This is a genomic window from Nonomuraea sp. K271, from assembly GCF_009908215.1.
GTDB classification, from domain to species: domain Bacteria; phylum Actinomycetota; class Actinomycetes; order Streptosporangiales; family Streptosporangiaceae; genus Nonomuraea; species Nonomuraea longispora.
Window position 1 is genome coordinate 1 of the sequence record NZ_JAAAHR010000091.1, and the last position, 18,771, is coordinate 18,771.

21 protein-coding genes and 1 pseudogene are annotated in these 18,771 nt (G+C 68.9%); 8 read left to right on the forward strand and 14 right to left on the reverse strand.

The window, feature by feature from the left end:
• Positions 1-93 precede the first annotated feature (93 nt).
• Positions 94-1,578, reverse strand: a complete 1,485-nt coding sequence (locus GUY59_RS27540; RefSeq protein ID WP_252375047.1) for an alpha/beta hydrolase — start codon at positions 1,576-1,578, stop codon at positions 94-96.
• 197 nt (positions 1,579-1,775) lie between these two features.
• Here GUY59_RS27540 and GUY59_RS27545 point away from each other — a divergent pair, with 197 nt between their 5' ends.
• Complete coding sequence (locus GUY59_RS27545; protein ID WP_138202612.1) at positions 1,776-2,537, forward strand: helix-turn-helix domain-containing protein; 762 nt, start codon at positions 1,776-1,778, stop codon at positions 2,535-2,537.
• On the opposite strand, the gene GUY59_RS50870 is transcribed toward GUY59_RS27545, so the two are convergent.
• From GUY59_RS50870 to GUY59_RS27565, 4 genes are all read right to left on the reverse strand, one after another.
• Entirely contained in the window at positions 2,522-2,884 is a 363-nt protein-coding gene (locus GUY59_RS50870; protein ID WP_171055460.1) for a hypothetical protein, read from the reverse strand. The genes GUY59_RS27545 and GUY59_RS50870 overlap by 16 nt on opposite strands.
• A 160-nt stretch (positions 2,885-3,044) precedes the next feature.
• Positions 3,045-4,250, reverse strand: coding sequence for a Cmx/CmrA family chloramphenicol efflux MFS transporter (locus GUY59_RS27555; protein WP_138202611.1), 1,206 nt, complete (start codon positions 4,248-4,250; stop codon positions 3,045-3,047).
• A complete protein-coding gene (locus GUY59_RS27560; protein WP_201761401.1) occupies positions 4,247-4,573 on the reverse strand; it encodes a thioredoxin family protein in 327 nt (108 codons plus the stop codon). The genes GUY59_RS27555 and GUY59_RS27560 overlap by 4 nt, the downstream gene beginning before the upstream one ends.
• A complete protein-coding gene (locus GUY59_RS27565; protein WP_252375046.1) occupies positions 4,570-5,127 on the reverse strand; it encodes an NAD(P)/FAD-dependent oxidoreductase in 558 nt (185 codons plus the stop codon). The genes GUY59_RS27560 and GUY59_RS27565 overlap by 4 nt, the downstream gene beginning before the upstream one ends.
• 228 nt (positions 5,128-5,355) lie before the next feature.
• On the opposite strand from GUY59_RS27565, the gene GUY59_RS27570 reads away from it, so the two are divergent.
• Entirely contained in the window at positions 5,356-5,955 is a 600-nt protein-coding gene (locus GUY59_RS27570; protein ID WP_138202607.1) for a helix-turn-helix domain-containing protein, read from the forward strand.
• A 123-nt stretch (positions 5,956-6,078) separates the two neighbouring features.
• On the opposite strand, the pseudogene GUY59_RS27575 reads toward GUY59_RS27570, so the two are convergent.
• A pseudogene (locus tag GUY59_RS27575) lies at positions 6,079-6,294 on the reverse strand (acyl-CoA dehydrogenase family protein); the annotation flags it as partial.
• Positions 6,295-6,528: 234 nt separating this feature from the next.
• On the opposite strand from GUY59_RS27575, the gene mihF reads away from it, so the two are divergent.
• On the forward strand, positions 6,529-6,747 hold the full coding sequence (gene mihF / locus GUY59_RS50115; protein WP_442939022.1) for an integration host factor, actinobacterial type: 219 nt from the start codon (positions 6,529-6,531) through the stop codon (positions 6,745-6,747).
• Between the two features lie 384 nt (positions 6,748-7,131).
• Here the strand turns inward: mihF and GUY59_RS27580 are convergent, their stop codons facing one another.
• The 4 genes from GUY59_RS27580 to GUY59_RS27595 form a co-directional block, all read right to left on the reverse strand.
• Positions 7,132-8,325 carry an alpha/beta hydrolase family protein gene (locus tag GUY59_RS27580; protein ID WP_138202605.1) on the reverse strand — a complete coding sequence of 398 codons (1,194 nt, stop codon included), beginning with the start codon at positions 8,323-8,325 and terminating at the stop codon, positions 7,132-7,134.
• Between the two features lie 115 nt (positions 8,326-8,440).
• The gene (locus GUY59_RS27585) at positions 8,441-9,466 is read right to left on the reverse strand and encodes a transporter (RefSeq protein ID WP_138202603.1); all 1,026 of its coding nucleotides are present in this window, start codon (positions 9,464-9,466) and stop codon (positions 8,441-8,443) included.
• A complete protein-coding gene (locus GUY59_RS27590) occupies positions 9,463-10,359 on the reverse strand; it encodes an ABC transporter ATP-binding protein (RefSeq protein ID WP_138202601.1) in 897 nt (298 codons plus the stop codon). The genes GUY59_RS27585 and GUY59_RS27590 overlap by 4 nt, the downstream gene beginning before the upstream one ends.
• Positions 10,356-10,751 carry a GntR family transcriptional regulator gene (locus tag GUY59_RS27595; protein WP_138202599.1) on the reverse strand — a complete coding sequence of 132 codons (396 nt, stop codon included), beginning with the start codon at positions 10,749-10,751 and terminating at the stop codon, positions 10,356-10,358. The genes GUY59_RS27590 and GUY59_RS27595 overlap by 4 nt, the downstream gene beginning before the upstream one ends.
• Before the next feature lie 477 nt (positions 10,752-11,228).
• Here GUY59_RS27595 and GUY59_RS27600 point away from each other — a divergent pair, with 477 nt between their 5' ends.
• Positions 11,229-11,450, forward strand: coding sequence for a hypothetical protein (locus GUY59_RS27600; protein ID WP_161714730.1), 222 nt, complete (start codon positions 11,229-11,231; stop codon positions 11,448-11,450).
• Positions 11,451-11,793: 343 nt separating this feature from the next.
• Here the strand turns inward: GUY59_RS27600 and GUY59_RS27605 are convergent, their stop codons facing one another.
• The gene (locus tag GUY59_RS27605) at positions 11,794-12,363 is read right to left on the reverse strand and encodes a TetR/AcrR family transcriptional regulator (protein WP_138202595.1); all 570 of its coding nucleotides are present in this window, start codon (positions 12,361-12,363) and stop codon (positions 11,794-11,796) included.
• Positions 12,364-12,452: 89 nt separating this feature from the next.
• On the opposite strand from GUY59_RS27605, the gene GUY59_RS27610 reads away from it, so the two are divergent.
• The 3 genes from GUY59_RS27610 (at position 12,453) to GUY59_RS27620 (ending at position 15,016) form a co-directional block, all read left to right on the forward strand.
• Positions 12,453-13,418: a ketopantoate reductase family protein gene (locus tag GUY59_RS27610; RefSeq protein WP_138202593.1), complete on the forward strand. Its 966-nt coding sequence runs from the start codon at positions 12,453-12,455 to the stop codon at positions 13,416-13,418.
• Positions 13,419-13,577: 159 nt separating this feature from the next.
• On the forward strand, positions 13,578-14,783 hold the full coding sequence (locus GUY59_RS27615; protein ID WP_138202591.1) for a cytochrome P450: 1,206 nt from the start codon (positions 13,578-13,580) through the stop codon (positions 14,781-14,783).
• A gap of 38 nt (positions 14,784-14,821) precedes the next feature.
• Positions 14,822-15,016 (forward strand): ferredoxin, encoded by a 195-nt coding sequence (locus GUY59_RS27620; RefSeq protein WP_138202589.1) that lies wholly within the window; start codon positions 14,822-14,824, stop codon positions 15,014-15,016.
• Positions 15,017-15,050: 34 nt separating this feature from the next.
• On the opposite strand, the gene GUY59_RS27625 is transcribed toward GUY59_RS27620, so the two are convergent.
• From GUY59_RS27625 to GUY59_RS27635, 3 genes are all read right to left on the reverse strand, one after another.
• On the reverse strand, positions 15,051-15,440 hold the full coding sequence (locus GUY59_RS27625) for a hypothetical protein (RefSeq protein ID WP_201761402.1): 390 nt from the start codon (positions 15,438-15,440) through the stop codon (positions 15,051-15,053).
• 189 nt (positions 15,441-15,629) lie between these two features.
• Positions 15,630-16,595, reverse strand: coding sequence for a tyrosine-type recombinase/integrase (locus GUY59_RS27630; RefSeq protein WP_252375044.1), 966 nt, complete (start codon positions 16,593-16,595; stop codon positions 15,630-15,632).
• Positions 16,596-16,651: 56 nt separating this feature from the next.
• The gene (locus GUY59_RS27635; protein WP_161714731.1) at positions 16,652-17,761 is read right to left on the reverse strand and encodes a serine hydrolase domain-containing protein; all 1,110 of its coding nucleotides are present in this window, start codon (positions 17,759-17,761) and stop codon (positions 16,652-16,654) included.
• A gap of 183 nt (positions 17,762-17,944) precedes the next feature.
• Between GUY59_RS27635 and GUY59_RS27640 the strand changes: the two genes are divergently transcribed.
• Positions 17,945-18,631, forward strand: a complete 687-nt coding sequence (locus GUY59_RS27640) for a MarR family transcriptional regulator (protein ID WP_138202618.1) — start codon at positions 17,945-17,947, stop codon at positions 18,629-18,631.
• Positions 18,632-18,771 lie beyond the last annotated feature (140 nt).

Consider the following 18,771-nt stretch of genomic DNA (forward strand, 5'->3'; position numbering starts at 1 on the left):
GTCCGGGGCCGGGCCTGGAGGGTTTGGGTGCACTGGCCAGCTGGGCGAGTGCGGGACGCAGGTTCCGAAACCCACGACCCCGCCCGGTCACGCTCAGGACGCGGGGCAGGAGACGTCGCGTTGGGGCATCCGGCCGTCGACCAGGTAGCTCGTGGCGACGTTCCACGCGCAGGCGTTGCCGCCGAGGAGGTAGGCGCCGTGGCCTGCGGCGTCGACGCTCACCAGGCGGGCGCGGTCGCCGAGCTTCTCGCGGAACATCTCACCGCCGCGGTGCGGGGTGGGGACGTCCCGCTCGTTCTGGACGAGCAGGATGTTGGCCGGCCCCTCGTCGGTCAGCTTGACCGGGGGCTCGGCCGGCTCGTGCGGCCAGTAGGCGCACGGGGTGATGTTCGCGGCGGCGGCGCCGTACAGCGGGTACCGCTTGCGGTCCTGGGCCACGGCGCGGCGATACGTGTTCACGTCCTCGGGCCAGTTGACGTCGTTGCAGGTCACGGCCAGGAACACGGTCCAGGAGTTGTCGTAGGACGACAGGTCGGGCTGGTCGTCGGGCGGGTTGCCGCCGGTGAGCAGGGTCTGCCAGAGCTGCGCCGCCGAGGTGTACAGCGTCTTGTTGTAGAGGATCGCGAACATGGAGTTCCGGAAGAGAGCGCCGTCGAGGCCCGGCACCGGCTGCTTGTCGAGGCGTTCGGCGATCTTGAAGTACGTGGCGCGCACCTCCTGCGGCTTACGGCCCAGGCCGTAGCTGCCGTGCCGCTGCGCCGCCCACTTGGCGAAGTCCGGGAAGGTCTGCTCCATGCCCAGGGCGTAGCGGCGGAGGCCGTCGGGGTCGAGGTGGGTGTCGCCGATGTTGCTGTCGAACACGACCCGATCGGACCGCTCGGGGAACATCGACGCGTAGGCGGCGCCCAGCGCCGTACCGTAGGAGAACCCGAGGAAACTGGCCTTCCGCTCGCCGAGCGCGGCGCGGATCCGGTCCAGGTCGCGAGCGGTGTTCGCGGTCGTCAGGTGGCGCAGGCGGTCGTCACGGTCCTTCTTCGCGCACTGCTCCGCCACCCCCTTGACGACCTTCGCCTGCTTGAGGACCGCCGCGTCGTCGACCGCGTACGGCGGCAGGTTCCCGACGTACGGTCCCTTGCCGGTGAATCCGCAGCTCACGGGTGCCGAATGCCCGATGCCTCTGGTGTCCATGCCGATCACGTCGTAGCTGTCGGTCACGCTCACCGGCATCCCCCGGGCCACCAGGAACCCGGGGAACGCCAGCCCGGACCCGCCGGGGCCACCCGGGTTGAGCAGCAGGATGCCGCGCCGCTTGGCCGGTTTTTTGCTGGCCAGCCGGGAGATCATGATTTTGATCTCGCCGCTCGCCGGATCGGCGTAGTCCAGCGGCACCGGCACGGTGGCACAGTCCAGCTTGGACGGCGCGGCCGCGGTCACGACGTCCTTGGGACACTCGCCCCACGACACCTCTGCGGCGGACTCGGCCGCGGTGGGTGCTGCGGCCGATGTGCCGGCGATGCCGATCACTGACATCACCGCCATCGCCGCCAGTTTTCGTGGCATGCTGCGCTGTCTGATCACGTAGCTCCTCCTCGGGCGGCTTGTGACAGCGAGCTAACAGCGTGCCCTTGGGGCACGGTCAAGCAGTGCCCCGCATCCGGTCGCAAAGTGGTTCGGGCAGCCCACCGCCATGTGGGCGTCGTTTTGACCGTGCCCCATGGGCATGGTGTGAACTTGCAGTCAAGGACGCGTGAGGCGTCGGCGAGGGAGGTGGAGACATGGCGTGGAGCACTCGGCAACTGGCCAAACTCACGGACTCGACGGTGAAGGCCATCCGGCACTACCACGAGATCGGGCTGCTGGACGAGCCCGAGCGCGCGGCCAACGGCTACAAGCAGTACAAGGTCGCGCACCTGATCCGGATGTTACAGATCAAGCGGCTGCGTGATCTGGGGGTGTCGCTGTCGCAGATCGCGGCGATGGAGCGGGCCGACGAGGATCCGGACGAGGCGATCCGGCTGCTGGACGCCGAGCTGGCGGCGACGATCGAACGCCTCAATCGGGTACGCGCGGAGCTGGCCGTCATCCTGCGCCACCGCGCGCCGATGCATGTGCCACCCATGCTCGCCCCCATTTCCCAAGACCTCTCCGACAGAGAGCAGTCCTTGCTCACCGTCTATTCGGCCGTCTTCAGCGAGGAGAGCATGGAGAAATTCCGCCAGATCATCGCCGAGGACGACGACATCCAGGCTGCGCTCGATGCCCTTCCCCCGGATGCCGACGATGCCGCGATCGCCCGGCTCGCCGAGCGGATGGCGCCGATGGTCCGCAGGTCGCGGGAGAAGCACCCGTGGCTGAACGACCTGATGGCGGATTCGCCACTGGGGGTGGAGCTGGCAGGGAACACGCTGGCGCACGCGGTGGTGGAGTTCTACAGCCCCGCTCAGATCCGCGTCATGCAGCGCGTGAACGCCATCCTCGAGAAGGAGACAGCCGCAGATGACGACCAGACCCCGCCAAAGCCTCACGCGCAAGCGTGAACGAAGAACGACGACCAGAGCCTGACATGTTCAAGGAGCGGCGCAGAAGCCGGGCCATGCGACGAGTTCAGCCGGGAGACGGCCGCCCACTCAAGCGTTTTCGCTGGTGGCAGCCGCTTACCCGCGCTTTGTTCTACCTTCCGCTGCGGACCGCCGACGGCCGTCAGGTGGTTTACGCCGTCGACGTCAGCCATGTGGGGCGGTTCTTCTCCGAGGACGGCAAAGGCAAAGCCCACCTGTATCTCGACGGCAGGCATCACGCCGAGTCCAGGCTCCCCGCTGTCTTTCCCGTCCAGGACGGCGCGATCGAAGTGGCGGGGACCGCCCTCGGCCTCAAGCGCTGCCACTACGTCACCGCGACTCCGCTGAGTGCCTCGCCGAGCGCGGTCTACGCTGGTCTTGCTTGGTGCGTCGTCGACCATCTCCACTGCCTCCACCCCGGGTGGAGCCCGCGGCCCTTGCCCCACATCCCGGTCCCAGCAGCGCGAGGCGGTGCCACGGCGACCCTCAACTCTGGCGCGGCCCGCGGCGGGAGATCATCCGGTCCGCGAGGACGGTCGGCACGACGGCCGCAGCCAGGCCGGCGCCGATCCACGTGACGGAGGTGATGCCCGCGCCGGCGTTGAGCGCCACCCCGGCGAGCGCCGGGACGAGGCTGATGCCGAGTTGGAACGCGGAGACGGTGGTGGCCCCGGCAAGCGTCGGCGCGTCTGACGCGATGGCGAACACCCGCGCGTAGATGGCAGGGTTGAGTACGAAACCGGCGATCCCGAGCAGCAGGACGAGGGGTACGACGGCAGGCGCGTGCCGCGCGAGGAGCGCGAGCAGGACGGAGCCGGCCAGAATCCCGATCGCCCCGATGAGCAGTGCGCGAGTGGGCCACCGATCGGCGATCCGGCCTCCGATGGACAGACCGGTGAAGGCGCCCACGCCGAACAGCGCGAGCACTGCGGGGACCCACACGCCGGGAATGCCGGTGACCTCGGTCAGGAACGCCGCGAGGTAGTTGAACGAGATCATGTAGGCGGCCGTGCTCAGGACGGTGGCGGCGTAGACCACCCACAACTGCGGTTGCCGCATGGTGCGAATCTCGCGTCTGACGCTGGGCTCCTTGGCCGCGGTCGTCGCGGGCAACGTCAGGAGAGTTAGTACGGCCCCGGCCGCGGTGAGGGCCACCACGCCCCAGAATCCGCCCCGCCAACCCGTGAAGTAGCTGAGCGACGCGCCCGCCGGGCCACCGGCGATCATCGCGAGGCTGAGCCCGCTGACGACGACCCCCGAGGCACGTGCGGTGCGGTCCGGCGTGACGAGGCCGATCGCGGTGACGGCCGCCACCGCCCAGAACCCCGCGTAGGCGAGGCCGCAGAGGAGGCGGGTGGCGAGCAGCACCGGGTAACTGTCGGTGAGCAGGCCGATCGCCACGGAGCCGGCGAAGACGGCCTGGGTGCCCACCAGCGTGGTCCGTCGGGGCCAGCGCAGCGTCATGACGGCCAGGGGCGGACCGCCGACGACGACGCCCACGGCGAACGCGGAGATCAGCGCGCCGGCCGACGGCAGCGTGATGCGGAGGTTGTCCGCGACGGCCGGCAGGACCCCCGCGATCAGGAATTCCGCGCTGCCCATCGCGAAGAGGCTGAAGGCGAGCAGGTAGACGCCGAGCGGCAGCCTCCCTCGGGTGGCAGCACCCCGCCGCCGTGCCGTGTCCACGCTCATCGAGCGTCGCCTCCTTTCCTCAGGGCCGAGGCCACCTGCTGCTCAAGGATGCGCTGGGGCGCCGCGCCGACCCACGAACCCGCGAGCCGGCCTCCGGCGTGGACGATGAAGGCGGGAACGGCCGTGACGCCGTGCCGGGTCGCCAACTCCGGCTGCTCGTCCAGATCGATCTTCACGATGTCCAGTTCGGCTGACCGCTCGGCGGCCAGCCGTTCCACGATGGGGGTGACCATCCGGCAGGGATGACACCAGGTGGTCCAGAACTGGAACAGAACGGGACGCTCCGATCGGAGGACACGTTCGGCGAACGTCTCCTCGGTCACGCTGTCCACCGGGTGCTGGGCGGTGCGCGCGGGTGGGCGACGTTGCCCGCCGCCCAGACGCCGGCGACAGTGGTCCGGCCGGAACGGTCGGTGGAGACCAGGCCGTCGCCGTCCTTGCCGCAGCCCAGCCGGGTGAGCAGGCCGTCGTGCGGGAGCATGCAAGGGAAGAGTAAGGCGGCGACGCGGGGGACGGCGCGGCCGTCGGTGAGTTCGATGCCGCGCAGCCGGTCGTTCTCGAAGACGAGACGCTCGATACCGCCCTCGACGATGTGCAGGCCGCGCGCCGCCAGCCGGTCCCGGTCCTCTGCCGTCAGGTCCAGCGTGTGGGGGAAGAAGACGACGTCGTCGCTCCACTGGCTCAGGAGCAGGGCCTGGTGAACGGCGCCCGGGTGGGTGCCGAGGACGGCCAGGAGCCGATCCCGTACCTCGTAGGCGTGGCAGTACGGGCAGTGCAGCACGTCCTTTTCCCACCGTTCGCGCACGCCGGGGAGGTCCGGCAGCTCGTCGCGCAGTCCGGTGGCGACCAGGATGCGGCGGGCCTTTGCGCGGCTCACCGGCGTCGACCACCACCACACCGCGGCGGGCCCGCCCGAGGATCAGGGCGGCGTTCAGGCCGGCCGCTCCGGCTTCGATCACCACCACGTCATGGACCGCCCGGTCGGCGGTGTGCTGCGTGTCCTTCGTGATCATGACGATCACCTCCGTGCCTGATGATGCGTTTCCCGGTGTGGAACCGACAACTAGCGTTGCCATTTCTGGGACGGAGGAGGTGCAATGAGGGCATGGACGGACAAACTTCGATCGCTGCCACGCTGGCCCAGGTGGGCTCCCGCCTCAGACGTGTCCGCACCCGGCACGGCGTGACGCTGTCGGCGCTGGCCGAGGCCACCGGCATCTCCAAGAGCACGCTGTCGAGGCTGGAGGCGGGTCAGCGCCGCCCGAGCCTGGAACTGCTGCTCCCGATAGCGCAAGCCCATGGGGTGCCGCTGGACGAGCTCGTCGGCGCGCCGGAGGTGGGCGACCCGAGGATCCGCTGCAGGCCCCGCGTCCGCAACGGCCGCACGGTGATCCCCCTGACCACCCAGCCCGGGCCCCTCCAGGCATGGAAGTCCATCATCCCGGCCGGGCAGAACCGGCCCGACCCGTGCACACATGAGGGCTACGAGTGGATGTACGTCCTGTCCGGGCGCGTACGGCTCATCGTGGCCGGTCACGACCTGGTCATGGGGCCGGGTGAGGCCGCGGAGTTCGACACCCGTCTGCCGCACTGGTTCGGCCCCGCCGGTGATTCCGCCGTGGAGGTCCTCAACCTGTTCGGCCGCCAGGGGGAGCGCATGCACATGCGGGCCAGGCCCCGCGCTCAGGAGGAGGCGTCGCCGTGAACGCCGCCGCCGGGACCATGCGGGCGCGGCTGTGGGTGGTCGTCCCTTCCCGTGGCGCCCCCGGTACGGCGGCGGCAAGGGGCGATCGAGCGCGGATTGACCGGTGCCCCGACCGGCGTGCGGTCACTCCCCGATCAGGCCGAGCCTGGCGTGCCCCTTGATCAGGTTGCGCGCGATCGTGCGCCGCTGGATCTCGTCCGTCTCCTCGAAGATGCGCAGCAGCCGCAGCTCCCGGTACCACCACTCGATCGGCAGCTCCTTCGTGTACCCCATGCCGCCGTGGATCTGCAGCACCCGGTCGACCACCTGGTTCGCCATCACGGCCCCGTTGAGCTTGGCCTCCCAGTACTAGTGGAACGATGAGCCGAGGTTAGCGTCACAATATTTGATACTTTGCGCGGTGATGGCTGTTGACCTGCGTCGGGGTGTGTGGCGCAGAAGTTCGAGCAGTTGATCTACAGGGTGGGCGGCCGGATCTGATGGCAGTACCTGCGATGACGTCGGAACAACGGGCGAAGGCCTCGGAGAAGGCGGCCGAGGCTCGCACGGCGCGTGCCGTGCTGTTGGCCGGGGGTGAAGTCCGGTACGACCAGCGTGGCGGAGGTGTTCGGCCGTAGCGGCGAGGAACTGGTGAAGAAGGCTCGGGTGGCGCAGGTCCTTCGCGCGGTTCCCGGTTATGGGCCGGCGCGGGTCGCGGCGCTGATGGCCGTGTCGGGGGTGACTGAGAAGCGCCGGGTCGGGGGGCTTACCGAGCAACAGCGGGAGCGTCTACTACAGGCACTGGCCGGCTGATCGCCGAAGATCAGCCGGACCTGGGCCCTCATCCACTCCGGCTCTTTGGTGCCGCGCTGGGGCCTTGGGGTGTCATTGAGCAGCGGCAACGCGGTCTTCAGGCTGAGGGAGCGTGGCCCACCACTGGCGCACGGCAGCGGCGTCGGCGCCTTTGGTGCCAGCGCATCTCGTCGATACCATCCGTCAGATCCGCCCGCGATTCTCCCCGCTCCAGGAGTTGGACACGCTGACGGACCCCGAGCAGGTGAAACAAGCGCCGCCGGGATCGTTGAGGACGGCGACCATGTCGCTGCGGTAGATGCCGGTGGGGCAGACGAAGGGCCGGAGGGGGAATGAAGAAGATCTATGCCGGTATTGAGACAGCGGCGACGCCGGGTGAGCCGGTTACGAGCAGGTCTTCGTTCTCACCGAGCAGAGCTTGACCTCGGGGTAGCGTGTCGAGGGCTTGTTCAGGGAGGGCTGGGGTCTGTTGCGCAGGTGCTGGTTGAAGAAGGCTCGGGTGTAGGCGCGGGTGATCTCCACCGCGCGGGCCGCGGTCAGGTTGGGGTTGCGGTAGATGCCGAGTTGTTCCACCAGGAGTGCGGTGTCGGTGAAGGAGGCGTGTTCTGCCCCGGCCACCACGAGCCAGCGCTTCCATCCCGTCAGGTGGGCCCAGTCGCGCTCCCAGGTGGTGTCCTTGCCGCCCGGGCTGTGCATGGCCTGGGTACCCAGGAACACGAAAGGCCGTGACAGCCCGCTGTCCGGGATCGGGGCGAATGTGGTGCCGTCCATGTTGATCCCGGCGCGTACGCGGGTGTCCTTCAGCATGGCGGTGATGGTGCTCGCGCCTCCGGCGGACTGGCCCGCCATCGCGATCCGCTTGTTGTCGATGAGTGAGGCGCTCTTCCACTTGGGGTGGGTACCGGTCAGCTTGTCCAGGACGAAGGAGACGTCGGCCGCCCGGCTCTGGCCGAGCTTGGCCCAGAACGCCTCGCCCTTGCCGTCCTGGCAGGCGGCACAGGTGGTGACCCGGCCGTCGGGGAAGCTCGTGGCCAGGCTCTCATAGGTGTGCTCGATCCCGGCCACGACGTATCCTCTGCTGGCCAGGTCCTCGGCCAGGGCGGTGAGCGAGCTGCGGGGCTCGGTGAAGCCTGGCGAGAGCACCACCAGTGGCAGGCTGCGCTTGCGTCCCGCTGGCTTGGCGTCGAGGAAGGCGTTGGTGCGTGTCTTGCTCAGCGCGTCGTATGGCACGCCGGTGATTTCCGCTCCTTTCAAGATGAGCTCCGACTCCTTGGCCGTCATGTAGGGCGCTCGCCGTCCGTTCGGCGCCTTGGCCGGGTACCAGAGCGAGACCATGAGCTCTCTCTCCTTGGCCTCGGGGATCCAGGGGTCAGGGCGAGAGGCGTCCTTCACGTGCAGGGAGGTGGTGCCGACCGGATGGGAGCCGGTGGGCTTGGGCAGCTTCGGTACGCCGTTGGACACGGTCGCGGGGCTGGTCGCCGCCGGGCCGGTGGACGACGCGATGCCTGCAGGGGTGTATACGGCGCAGGCGGACAGGGCAAGGATCAGGGCCCCGGTGACAGTAGTCGCGCGCTTCATGGAGATGTCCGTTTCTGAGTCTGGCAGTAGGGAATGGACGCCCGGAGGAGTGCTTCAACAAGGCGTGGGCGGCTGGCCGACGGCCCCTGGAAGAAGCCGAGTCGGCATCGGCTGATCAGGTGAGGCGGTGGCGGGTCCACCAGAAGCACAGCGCGGCCAGCAAGGCGGACAGTACGAGGAAGAGCGTGGTCTCGGCCCCTTGCAGAACCCAGAAGCGGTCGGCGGGCTGGTAGGTCAGCCGTTGCCGGTAGCCGAGGTCGGCGAGCTTGGCGAAGCACGCTTGGGCGGCAGGCGCGTTGGGCTGGGAGCGGCCCTGTCCTGGCGGCGGTGGCATGCAGTCGGCCATCCAGACGGGCAGGACGGCCACGGCGTGGCCGGTGGCGTCGATGGTCTCGTTGGACAGGACCCAGGCGCCGGAAGGGCTGGCCACGGTCAGTTCCTGGGGTTGGCCGGAGTTGTCGGCCCTGAAGGACTCGACGTTCGTTCTGTCGATCGTGACCGTTTGCTGGGCCGCGGGGATGATGTGCGAGCGCACCGTGAACGGGACGGCGAGCTGGACGGCGGCGAACAGGGCCAGGGTGATGGCCATGGCGGCCACGGTCCGGCGCAGCAGGAGCCCGATGGTGACGCCGAGGACGAAGGCGAAGGCGGCGTAGCCGATCGGGACGATGCCGCGCGCGCCGAAGACCAGTGGAGAGACGCGAGAGGGGAAGGGGTCGCCACCGCTTGCGTCGGCCGCGGCGTCGATGGGGCCGGCCCACCAGCTGACCGCGAGGCTGAGCAGCCCGGACGCGGCGATGGCGGCCAGGCCGACGATGGCCAGCTTGGTGGCCAGCCATCGGGTACGGGAGATCGTCTGGTTCCACACCAGGCGGTGCGTGCCCAGCTCCAGCTCGCGCGTGACCAGCGGCGCGCCCCAGAAGATCCCGATGACGGCGGGCAGCAGGTAGACCAGCACGGCGCTGCCGTAGTACAGGATGCCGTCGGTGGCGGTGACGCGCGTCAGGAAGGGATTCGCCTCGCCAGAGGAGAGGCCGGTCAGGTGTGGGCCGGTGATCGCCAAGATCGCGGCGACGACGACCAGGGCGGCCGCCACCGTGGCGGCCTGCGTACGAAATTGGCGCCAGGTCAGCCAGATCATCGGATGACCTCCAGGGCGGGGCGGTGGTCGTGGCCGGACTCGGCGGGCCTGCTCAAGTAGGCCAGGACGAGGTCTTCCAGGCTGAGCCGGCCGACGGCCCACGCGGGATCCAGGATCGCCTCCTCCGTGCGGATGAGGAGGGTCGTCTGCCGGTCGGTGTGGCTGGCGGAGATGACGTGCTGGTTCGCGGGGAGAGTGGACAGGTCGCGGCGCGGGCCGCTGAGCCGGTGGTGGACGGCCAGCAGGTCCTCGACCTCTCCGGCCACCTGGACCTTCGAGCCGACCAGCACGATGAGATGATCGCAGACGCGTTCCAGGTCGGCGATCAGGTGGGAGGAAAGCACGATGCTGAGCCCGTACTCGGCGACGGCGTCCATGAGGTCCTGCAGAAACTCGCGGCGGGCGAGCGGGTCGAGTGCGGCGACCGGTTCGTCCAGCATCAGCAGCTCGGGGCGTTTGGCGATGCCCAGAGTGAGGGCGAGCTGGGCGCGCTGGCCGCCGGACAACTTCCCGGCGGGCCGGGCTGGATCGAGGCCGAGCCGCTTGATCCGATGCCGGGCCAGGGCGTCGTCCCAGCCGGGGTTGAGCCGGGCGCCGAGCTGCAGGTGGTCGGCGACGGTCAAGGCGGGGTAAGTGGGGGTGTCCTGGGCGACGAAACCGACCCTGGCCAACTGGGCCGGGCCGCTGCCGGGACGGCCGCCGCACACCTCGATCGTGCCCGACGTTGGTGTCAGCATCCCGGCGGCCAGGTTCAGCAGCGTCGATTTTCCGGCGCCGTTGGGGCCGACCAGGCCGGTCACATGCCCGGCCGGGATGTCCAGCGTGCAATCGTTCAGCGCCCAGCGCTGCTTGTACTTCTTGCCCAGAGCTTGGGCCCGCAAGACTGCGGTCACGCTATGTCCTCCTGAGCGGCGGTCTGAAAAGTGGTCATGAACAGGGCTTCGATGTCCTCGTCGCCGAGCCCGGCCAGGCGGGCCTTGGCCAGCCAGCGCCGCAGGTCCTGACGCAGCGGGCCGTACGCGGCGGCAAGCGTGGCGTCGGCCAGCGTCACCGTCACGAACGTCCCGGCACCTGGACGGGCGGTGACCAGCCCAGCGTGTTCCAGCTCCCGGTAGGCCTTGAGCACGGTGTTGGGATTGATCGTCACCTGGGCCACCACGTCCCTGACCGTCGGAAGCCGATCCCCCTCACGCAGCAAACCCAGCCGCAGCGCTCGCCGTACCTGCTGGACCAGCTGCAGGTACGGCGAGACGCCCGACCTGTCATCCAGATGGAACTCGATCACCACTTGCTCCATTCGTCTAATGTCATAAGACAATAACCTATTGAGAGGCCCGTTGGGGCCGACAAGTGGAGGTTCACTGACATCACCCGCCGGTTTCGTCCCAGGGCCCGCAAGAAGCCCGTGATCTGCGGATGCCGATTCTCTTCAGGAAATGGCTCCGGCATCTGGAGCGGCTGCGCGTCTGGATCCGCTCCGGGCTCGGGCACGAGCGCGTCTCAGCGATCACCGCCCGCGAACTCGCCGCCTGGCGCGATCACCTGGCCGCTGCCGGGTGGCAGCGCAAGGATGGCAGCGCGGCCGCTATGGCGCCGGCGACGGTCAACAATCACCTCGCGCACGCCTCGGCGCTGTTCTCCTGGATCAGCGCGCACGCGCCGGCCGCGCTGCTGCCGGGCGGCGATCCCTCCAAGCGGGTTGAGCCGCTGCGTCTGCCCGCCCCCGAGGTCCGCGCGTTGAACGCCGGCCAGGTGCGCACGGTTGCTCGGCACCGGGCTGCGCCGCGCCGAGATCGCCGGACTGGACCTGGCCCAGCTGCAGCCGCGCGAGCCCGAACAGCTGCGCCGGGTGAAGAAGGCTAAGCTGACCGGGGTGCGCGGCAAGGGGCGCACCAGCCGCAGCGTCTTTCTCGGCCTGGACGCTCGGACCGCGCTGGCCGACTACCTCGAGCACGAATGCGACGCGACCCTCGCCGGCCCGTGACCAGGAACCGCTCGAAGAACTTGCGCCACCCGAGTCTTCTTCACCAGTTCCTCGCCGCTACGGCCGAACACCTCCGCCACGCTGGTCGTACCGGACCTCACCCCGGCCAACAGCGCGCTACCCGCCGTGCGAGCCTCCGCCGCCTTCTCCGAGGCCTTCGCCCGTTGTTCCGACGTCATCGCAGGTACTGCCATCAGATCCGGCCGCCCACCCTGTAGATCAACTGCTCGAACTTCTGCGTCACACATCCCGACGCAGGTCAACAGCCATCACCGCGCAAAGTATCAAATATTGTGACGCTAACCCCGGCTCATCGTTCCACTAGTACTGGGAGGCCACCTTGTCATAGCGGGCGGCGCAGCCCGTCCAGCACGAGGGTGATGACATCGTCGGCCTCGGCTCTCCAACCGGGGCGGTCATGGGCCGCGCCGATGCCGTGCAGCGCCATCATGACGGCACCGGCGTCCACGTCGTCGCGAACGGCGCCCTCCTGTACGGCGGCGGCCACCAGGTCGGTGACAGCCTGCTCCAGCGCCCGGCTGCCCTCGGCGAGGGCACCCGAGCGATCGGCCCATAGCGTGGCCAGCGTCCGGGCCAGGCCCTCGTGGGCAGCTATGTGGTCGACCATGCCGCGTAGGAAGGTCGCCAACGCCTCCGCCGCGGGCAGCGTGGCCTGTAGCTGGCGGGCGCGGTCGCACAGCGTGGCGACTTCCCCGTGGTAGACCGCCTCGGCCAGTGCCTCCCGGGTGGGGAAGTGGCGGTACAGCGTGCCGGTGCCCACCCCGGCCAGGCGGGCGAAGTCATCGAAGCGCAGGTCGAAGAAGCCTCCGGCGTCGAAGACCTCCCGGGCCGTGGCGAGCAGGGCCTCGCGCTTGCGCTGGGCGTCGGCCCGCAGGGGCTTGTCGGCGGTCATGTGCTACCCCCGTTGACAAATGGAGATTACCTCCATATTTTGGAAAGTGGAGATTGCCTCCAAATCGATCGTACCCCACGAGGTGCAGTGTGAAGATCCTGATGTTCGGCCGAGGCGTGATCGCCACCATCTACGGCTGGGTTCTGCAACAGGCGGGACATGACGTCGAGTTCTACGTCCGACCGGGTCGCGCGGCGACGTACGGGGACGCGGTGGACCTCGACCTGTTCGATATGCGGCGCCGAGTGTGGGGGCAGCGCGTCGTCGAGAAGTGGCCGGTGCGCTACCGCGAGGCGCTGGAGCCGGACCACGACTTCGACCTGATCGTGCTCAGCGTGCCCCACCATCGCCTCGCGGGCGCGACGGCCTTCCTGGCCCCGCGTGTCGGCCAGGCCACGGTGCTGATCTTCGGCAACCTCTGGACCGAGCCGCTCGCCGCCATCGGCGCACTCCCCCCCGACCAGATCGCCTGGGGCTTTCCCCAGGCCGGTGGCGGTTTCGGCGCGGACGGCGTACTCCACGGGGCACTGCTGCCGTCGGTCATCTTCGGCACACTCGACCGGCCCCCGACCAACCGGGAACGGGCCGTGCGCCAGGCGTTTCGCGAGGCCGGACTCCGGATCAAGGAGCGGCCTGGCTTCCGCGGCTGGCTGTGGGTCCATTTCGCGTCGGATGCCGGCATGTTCTCGCAGGGCCTGCGGCTGGGCTCCCTGTCCCAACTGGCCGGGGCAACGGGCGACCTGCGCGAGGCGCTGCTGGCCGGCCGCGAACTGCTGCCGCTCCTCCAGGCGCGCGGCCTCGACCTGCGACGGCACCGGGGCGGTGTGCTGCCGTTCCGGGCGCCCACCTGGCTGACGGCACCCGTGCTCGCCTGGCTGACCGCTCATGTCGCGCCCGCGCGCGTGAGCCTCACGGCGCACTCCGACCCCGACGCCGAGGAGCCGCGTGAGGTCTGCCGGGACACCCTCGCCGAAGCACGACGGCTGGGCATCTCGGTACCACGACTGGAAGCGGCGGAACCGCTCTTCGCCCGTGAGGGGACAGGTCGGGTCTGAATCCACCGATGTTGTCGGTCCCGGTGGTCCATTGCCGCTCCTTGGTCCGCCGCATCCCAGAGCAAAACCCGGTCGCACCGGTCGACCAACTGCCGTTCACACACGGCTTTTCGCTGTCCAGCCTCTATCGCCTGTCCGTGACGTCGTGGAAGGAAAGTCATGACTACCGCCGAGAAGCACGAGTTCCCCATGGCCCGTACGTGCCCGTTCGCGCCGCCGCCGGCGTATGAGGAGATCCGCGAAAAAGAGCCGGTCTCGCGGGTTCGTCTGCCCGACGGCGGGTGGGCCTGGGTGGTCAGCCGCCACGATGACATGCGAACCGTGTTGAACGACCGGAGGTTCAGCGCCGACCGGCAGCATCCGGACTTCCCAGCGCTGGTCGAGGGCGAGGCGGCGTCTCGGCGGCCGGACGAGGAGCGCTTCCTGATCGCCATGGACCCGCCCGAGCACGGGCCGGCGCGCAGGGCCGTACTCGGCGAGTTCACGGTGCGCCGGTTGGAGGCCCTGCGGCCGCGGATCCAGGAGATCGTCGACGGGCAGATCGACGCGCTGCTGGCCGGGCCGCGGCCCGGTGACCTGGTGGACTCGCTGTCGCTGCCGGTTCCGTCACTGGTGATCTGCGAGATGCTGGGTGTGCCCTACGCCGACCATGAGTTCTTCCAGGAGCACACGGTGAAGGTGATCAAGCAGTCGACGCCGCCCGAGGAGCGGTGGGCGGCCATAGGGGCCATCCAGGGCTATATGGCCGACCTCACCGCGGAGAAGGAAAAGAACCCACCGGACGACCTGCTCGGGCGGCAGATCGTCAAGCTGCGCGCGGACGGCACCTACCGGCGGACGGCACTGACCGGCATGGGCTTGCTGCTGCTCGTGGCCGGCCACGAGACGACGGCGAACATGATCTCGCTGTCGACCATGGCGTTCCTGCGCAACCCGGAGCAGCTCGCGATGATCAAGGCCGACCCCGGCAAAACGCTCAACGCAGTCGAGGAGATGCTGCGGTACTTCACGATCATCGACGTGGCGACGGCCCGGCTGTGCGTCGAGGACATCGAGGTCGGCGGGCAGCTGATCCGCGCCGGAGAAGGAGTGCTGGCGCTCGGTTATTCGGCCAACCGGGACCCGCGGTCGTTCGAGAACCCGGACGAGCTCGACATCGAGCGCGGCGCGCGCCACCACGTTGCGTTCGGGTTCGGGCCACACCAGTGTCTGGGCCAGAACTTGGCTCGGATGGAGCTACAGATCGTGTTCGACACGCTGTTCCGCCGCGTCCCCACGCTGGAGCTGGCGATGGATATCGACGAGCTGCCGTTCAAGGACGACGCGAACATCTATGGCCTGTACCAGCTCCCGGTGACCTGGTAGCGGACGAACTGCCATCCCCACCTCAGGAGGACAGGGCCATGAAAATCATCGCGGACACCGGCAGGTGCGTCGGTGCCGGACAGTGCGTGCTCACTGAGCCCGAGCTGTTCGACCAGCGCGAGGACGACGCCACAATCATCGTGCTGAACGAGACACCGGAGGGCGAGCTGGTCGAGAAGGCCCGCGAAGCGGTGCACGTGTGCCCTAGCCAGGCACTCTCCCTGGAGGAGTGAGTCAATCCGTGGATGGCCTTACAGCCTGAAAGGATCACGCTGAGCGGCGCGCGTTCGGGCAGCGCAGGCACATGTTGTGCTGCGGCACGGGCCGTCCGAGGATGATGGCGCGTTTCACGCACACCGCGGTGGCGGCGTTGAAGAAGCAGTCGTTGAGCACCCCGGGGTGAAGGGTTTTGGCCAGGTGCGCCAACATGGTGCGCAGCCGGGACTCGTCTGACACGATCCCGGGCGGGTCGCCCAGTTCGCGAAGAAGGCGCTCGAACTCGCCACCGATCCGCCGGGTCGCGCCGCCGCCGGAGCGGGCGCCGTCGTTCCAGTCCCGGTAGAGGTCTTCGACGTAGTCGAGCATCGCCACCGCCTCCTCCGCGGCGACTTCGGCGGCGAACCCGGACGCCGAGGTGCCGGCGTAGCCCTCGAACATGGCCTCCCTGTAGTCCCGGGGAAATTTAGGTCGGATTTCGCTGACCTGCACTGATGTCGTTCCTCGGGACGAGAGGTCGCTGTTCGCTTACGGTGTGGGCCATGAGCGATGAGAGGCCGGAGTTCAGGTACGACCAGGGCCGGCGGCCGCTGTGGAGCGAGCGGGATCGCGACGCCGCCAGCGGGATGGTCAGCGGGGGCGGCGGCGCTGGACGGGGTCGGCTTCGGCGGTGATGCGGGCGGAGGTCTCCTCGCCCAGGTAGACGTAGCGGCCGAGGCTGGCCAGGTGCTGGTGGCGAGACTTGGCCTGCAGTTCGGGCGCGGTGCGTCCGGCTTGGGCCAGATGCTGGAGCGCGCTGTGGCGAAGCTGGTGCAGCGTCCAGCCCTGCCGATGCGGGTCGAACTCGGCCGAGGCGATCTTGAACAGATATTCGGCGCGCGGGTAGGACAGGCGGCCTCGTCCGGTGTCGGGACAGACGTCGCCGGATGCCGGCGCGCGGCGGCCGGAGGTGGGGGCGCGCCGGTCAGCCAGGAACACCGGCCCGCGAGTGCGGCCGGTCAGCAGGCGAGGCAGTAGCCAAGCTGTTGGGGTGGCCCAGTGCTCGTATTCGATGGCGCCGCCCTTGGACACGACGCGGGCGCGGCGGAACTCCAGGTCGAGGTCCTCGACGTTGAGGGTGAGGATTTCCTCAGCTCTGGCGGCCGTGTCGTACAACAGCCGCCACAGCAGGCGTTCGCGCAGGGGGTGCTTGGGGTCGGTGAACAGCTTGTCCAGGCGGGCGGCGAGGATAGCACAATCGCCGCGGCGCGTGGCCTTGCGGCGCTCCAGCCGCCGGGCGGGGTTGGTGGCCAGCAGGTCCTGGCGCTGGGCCCAGGTCGTGAAGGAGACCAGCGCGGACAGGTGGCGGTTCCAGGCGGCGGCGGCCGCGCTGCTCCACTGGTGCATCACCGCGGCGTACTGCTCGGGGGTGAGCGCGGCGACCGGGTGCTGCGGCCCGGCCACGGTGGTCAGCCGGGCGAGGGTCTGGGCGTAGCTGGCGCGGGTGGTGGCCGCCTGCAGGGACTCCAGGAAGCGCTCGACGGCGACCACGATCGGCGATCCGGCGGCGGGATCGGCCGGCGGAATGGACGGAGCGGGGAAGGCCGCGACAGACACGGGCGACCGTACGTGGTGCATGCCCGGCGCCGTCCTCTTGCTGTCCGGCACCGCGGTCAACCGGCGTGTCCGGTGCGGCTGAACTCGATATCGAGGATGGCCAGGAAGGCCGCATAGGCTTGCGGAGAGAAGTCGGTGTTCACGTGGGAGGCGACCATGTGGGTGCCGTCGGAACTGCCCATGACGAGGGTGAAGGTGCCGTAGTCGGCACCGCCGTTGCCCCACACGGGCCCGCCACTCTGCAGCTTCTGCTCGAACACGCCAAGCCCGTAGCGGGTGCCGGGCAGCCACCCGGAGCCGTCGGTCGACACGGTCGTGAACATCTCCTCCATCTGCGCCGGGTTGAGGATCCGGCCGGAAAACAGCGCCGAGAAGAAGGTGAGCAGGTCGCCGGTCGAGGAGATCATTCCGCCGGCGCTCCAGGCGGTGGTCTCGTTCGACTCGCTCGCGTCATGCAGTCGCGCCGCCGGGTCTTCGGCGTACAGCCGGGAGTAGTGCATCGGATGCGGTCCGGGGATGATCGTCTGCGTGGTGGGCAGCGACGTCCGGGTCAGGCCGACAGGCCGCAGAATGAGGCGATCCAACAGGTCGCCATACGATTGTCCGGTGACCCTCTCCAGCATCATCGCGGCCAGGTAGTACTGCGTGTTGGAGTACTGGAAAGTCTCGCCGGGGGCGTTGCAGGGCGGATGCCGTAGCGCGATCCGGACCAGTTCTTCGGGTGTGAAGACCTTGAACCGGCGTTCGTACCAGGCCTCGCCTTGGCCGGTGGCGAAGAACTCCGGGTCCATGCTGAAGTTGTAGATGCCGCTGGTCTGGTTCAGCAACCGGCGCAGCGTGATCTTGTCGCCGTCGTACGGGCTGCCGTCGAGCAAGCCGGGCAGCCACCTCTCCACCGTGTCGTCGAGGCTGAGGACGCCCTCACCGACCAATTTCAGTGTGGTGGCGGCGGTGAACGCCTTGGCCGCACTGCCGATGCGGAACAACTCCTGCGGCATGCGTTCGCGCCCGGTGCTGACGTCGGCTTTGCCCGCGGCCGCGAACCAGCGCGAGTCGCCCTTCCAGACCTCGGTCACGATGCCTGGCGTCGCGCCTGACGCCACCGCGCCGTCCAACACGCGCTGCACTGCCTCGTGGCTGGTTCCGGGATTGCTTGCCGTTGCCATGGGTCCCTTTCGGTCAGTCATTTGGACAAGCGGAAACGCTACGTTGCGTTCATGGAGTTGTCAAAATTAAATCCGCTGGTAGAAGCTACCATTGCACTGACAAAGGCGATGAATGCAACAGTCTTGTTGCAGTGAGTGTGGTTGAATGCAAGGAGCGGAATGGACGGCAGGAAGGGACGGCTGATGCCGGACGGCAGGTTGACGCTTGAGGATCGCGAACGGATAGCCCAGGGCCTGGCGGAAGGGCTCGGGTTCGCCGAGATCTCCCGGCGCCTGGGCAGGCCGACGTCGACGATCAGTCGCGAGGTGAACCGCAACGGCGGCGCCGGCGCCTATCGCCCGGATCAGGCGCACGAGGCGACGCGGGAGCGCGCCCGGCGTCAACGCCCCATGGTGATCGATCCACCACAACCTGCTGCTGCCGGAACGCAAGAGGCGGAGGAGCAGCTCACCGACGTTCTCGTCGCGTCGGGCCTGACGCGGATGTCCTCACGTGTGCTGGCCTGCCTGTGCACCACGCACAGCGGCGGCCTCGCTGCCGCCGACCTCGTCCAACGCCTGCAGGTAAGCCCCGCATCCATTTCCAAGGCAGTCGCCGAGTTGGAGGCAATGAACCTGATCGGCCGGGAGCGAGATCAGCGCCGACGGCGCGACCGCTACGTCGTCGACCAGGAGATCTGGTACCGGTCACTCCTGGCCAGCGCGCGATTCAACACCAACATCGCCGAGGTCGCCCGCCAAAACGCCGAAGCCCTCGGCCGTTCGACTCCGGCCGGAGCCCGAATGGACGCCATGAGCGAATTCTTCGAGCAAGTGGGACGCGAGACCATCGCGGCAGCCGAACGTTACCGTCACATCCTCACCCGCTGACAGTTCCAGCTCCACACTTGAACACCGCGGGAACCCATTCGGATCGCCGGCCCCGGCAACAACCCGTAGCGACATGTCGGCAGGTTCTTCAGCTGATCGGCTGTCAGAGCCGTTCGCTCCCCGACGCCCAGAGCGGACCC

Coding starts and splice junctions, on each gene's coding strand:
- GUY59_RS27545 (WP_138202612.1), top strand. CDS start 1,776: ATGGCGTGGAGCACTCGGCAACTGGCCAAACTCACGGACTCGACGGTG.
- GUY59_RS27555 (WP_138202611.1), bottom strand. CDS start 4,250: ATGAGCGTGGACACGGCACGGCGGCGGGGTGCTGCCACCCGAGGGAGG.
- GUY59_RS27570 (WP_138202607.1), top strand. CDS start 5,356: ATGGACGGACAAACTTCGATCGCTGCCACGCTGGCCCAGGTGGGCTCC.
- GUY59_RS27580 (WP_138202605.1), bottom strand. CDS start 8,325: ATGAAGCGCGCGACTACTGTCACCGGGGCCCTGATCCTTGCCCTGTCC.
- GUY59_RS27585 (WP_138202603.1), bottom strand. CDS start 9,466: ATGATCTGGCTGACCTGGCGCCAATTTCGTACGCAGGCCGCCACGGTG.
- GUY59_RS27605 (WP_138202595.1), bottom strand. CDS start 12,363: ATGACCGCCGACAAGCCCCTGCGGGCCGACGCCCAGCGCAAGCGCGAG.
- GUY59_RS27615 (WP_138202591.1), top strand. CDS start 13,578: ATGACTACCGCCGAGAAGCACGAGTTCCCCATGGCCCGTACGTGCCCG.
- GUY59_RS27620 (WP_138202589.1), top strand. CDS start 14,822: ATGAAAATCATCGCGGACACCGGCAGGTGCGTCGGTGCCGGACAGTGC.
- GUY59_RS27625 (WP_201761402.1), bottom strand. CDS start 15,440: ATGTTCGAGGGCTACGCCGGCACCTCGGCGTCCGGGTTCGCCGCCGAA.
- GUY59_RS27635 (WP_161714731.1), bottom strand. CDS start 17,761: ATGGCAACGGCAAGCAATCCCGGAACCAGCCACGAGGCAGTGCAGCGC.
- GUY59_RS27640 (WP_138202618.1), top strand. CDS start 17,945: ATGCCGGACGGCAGGTTGACGCTTGAGGATCGCGAACGGATAGCCCAG.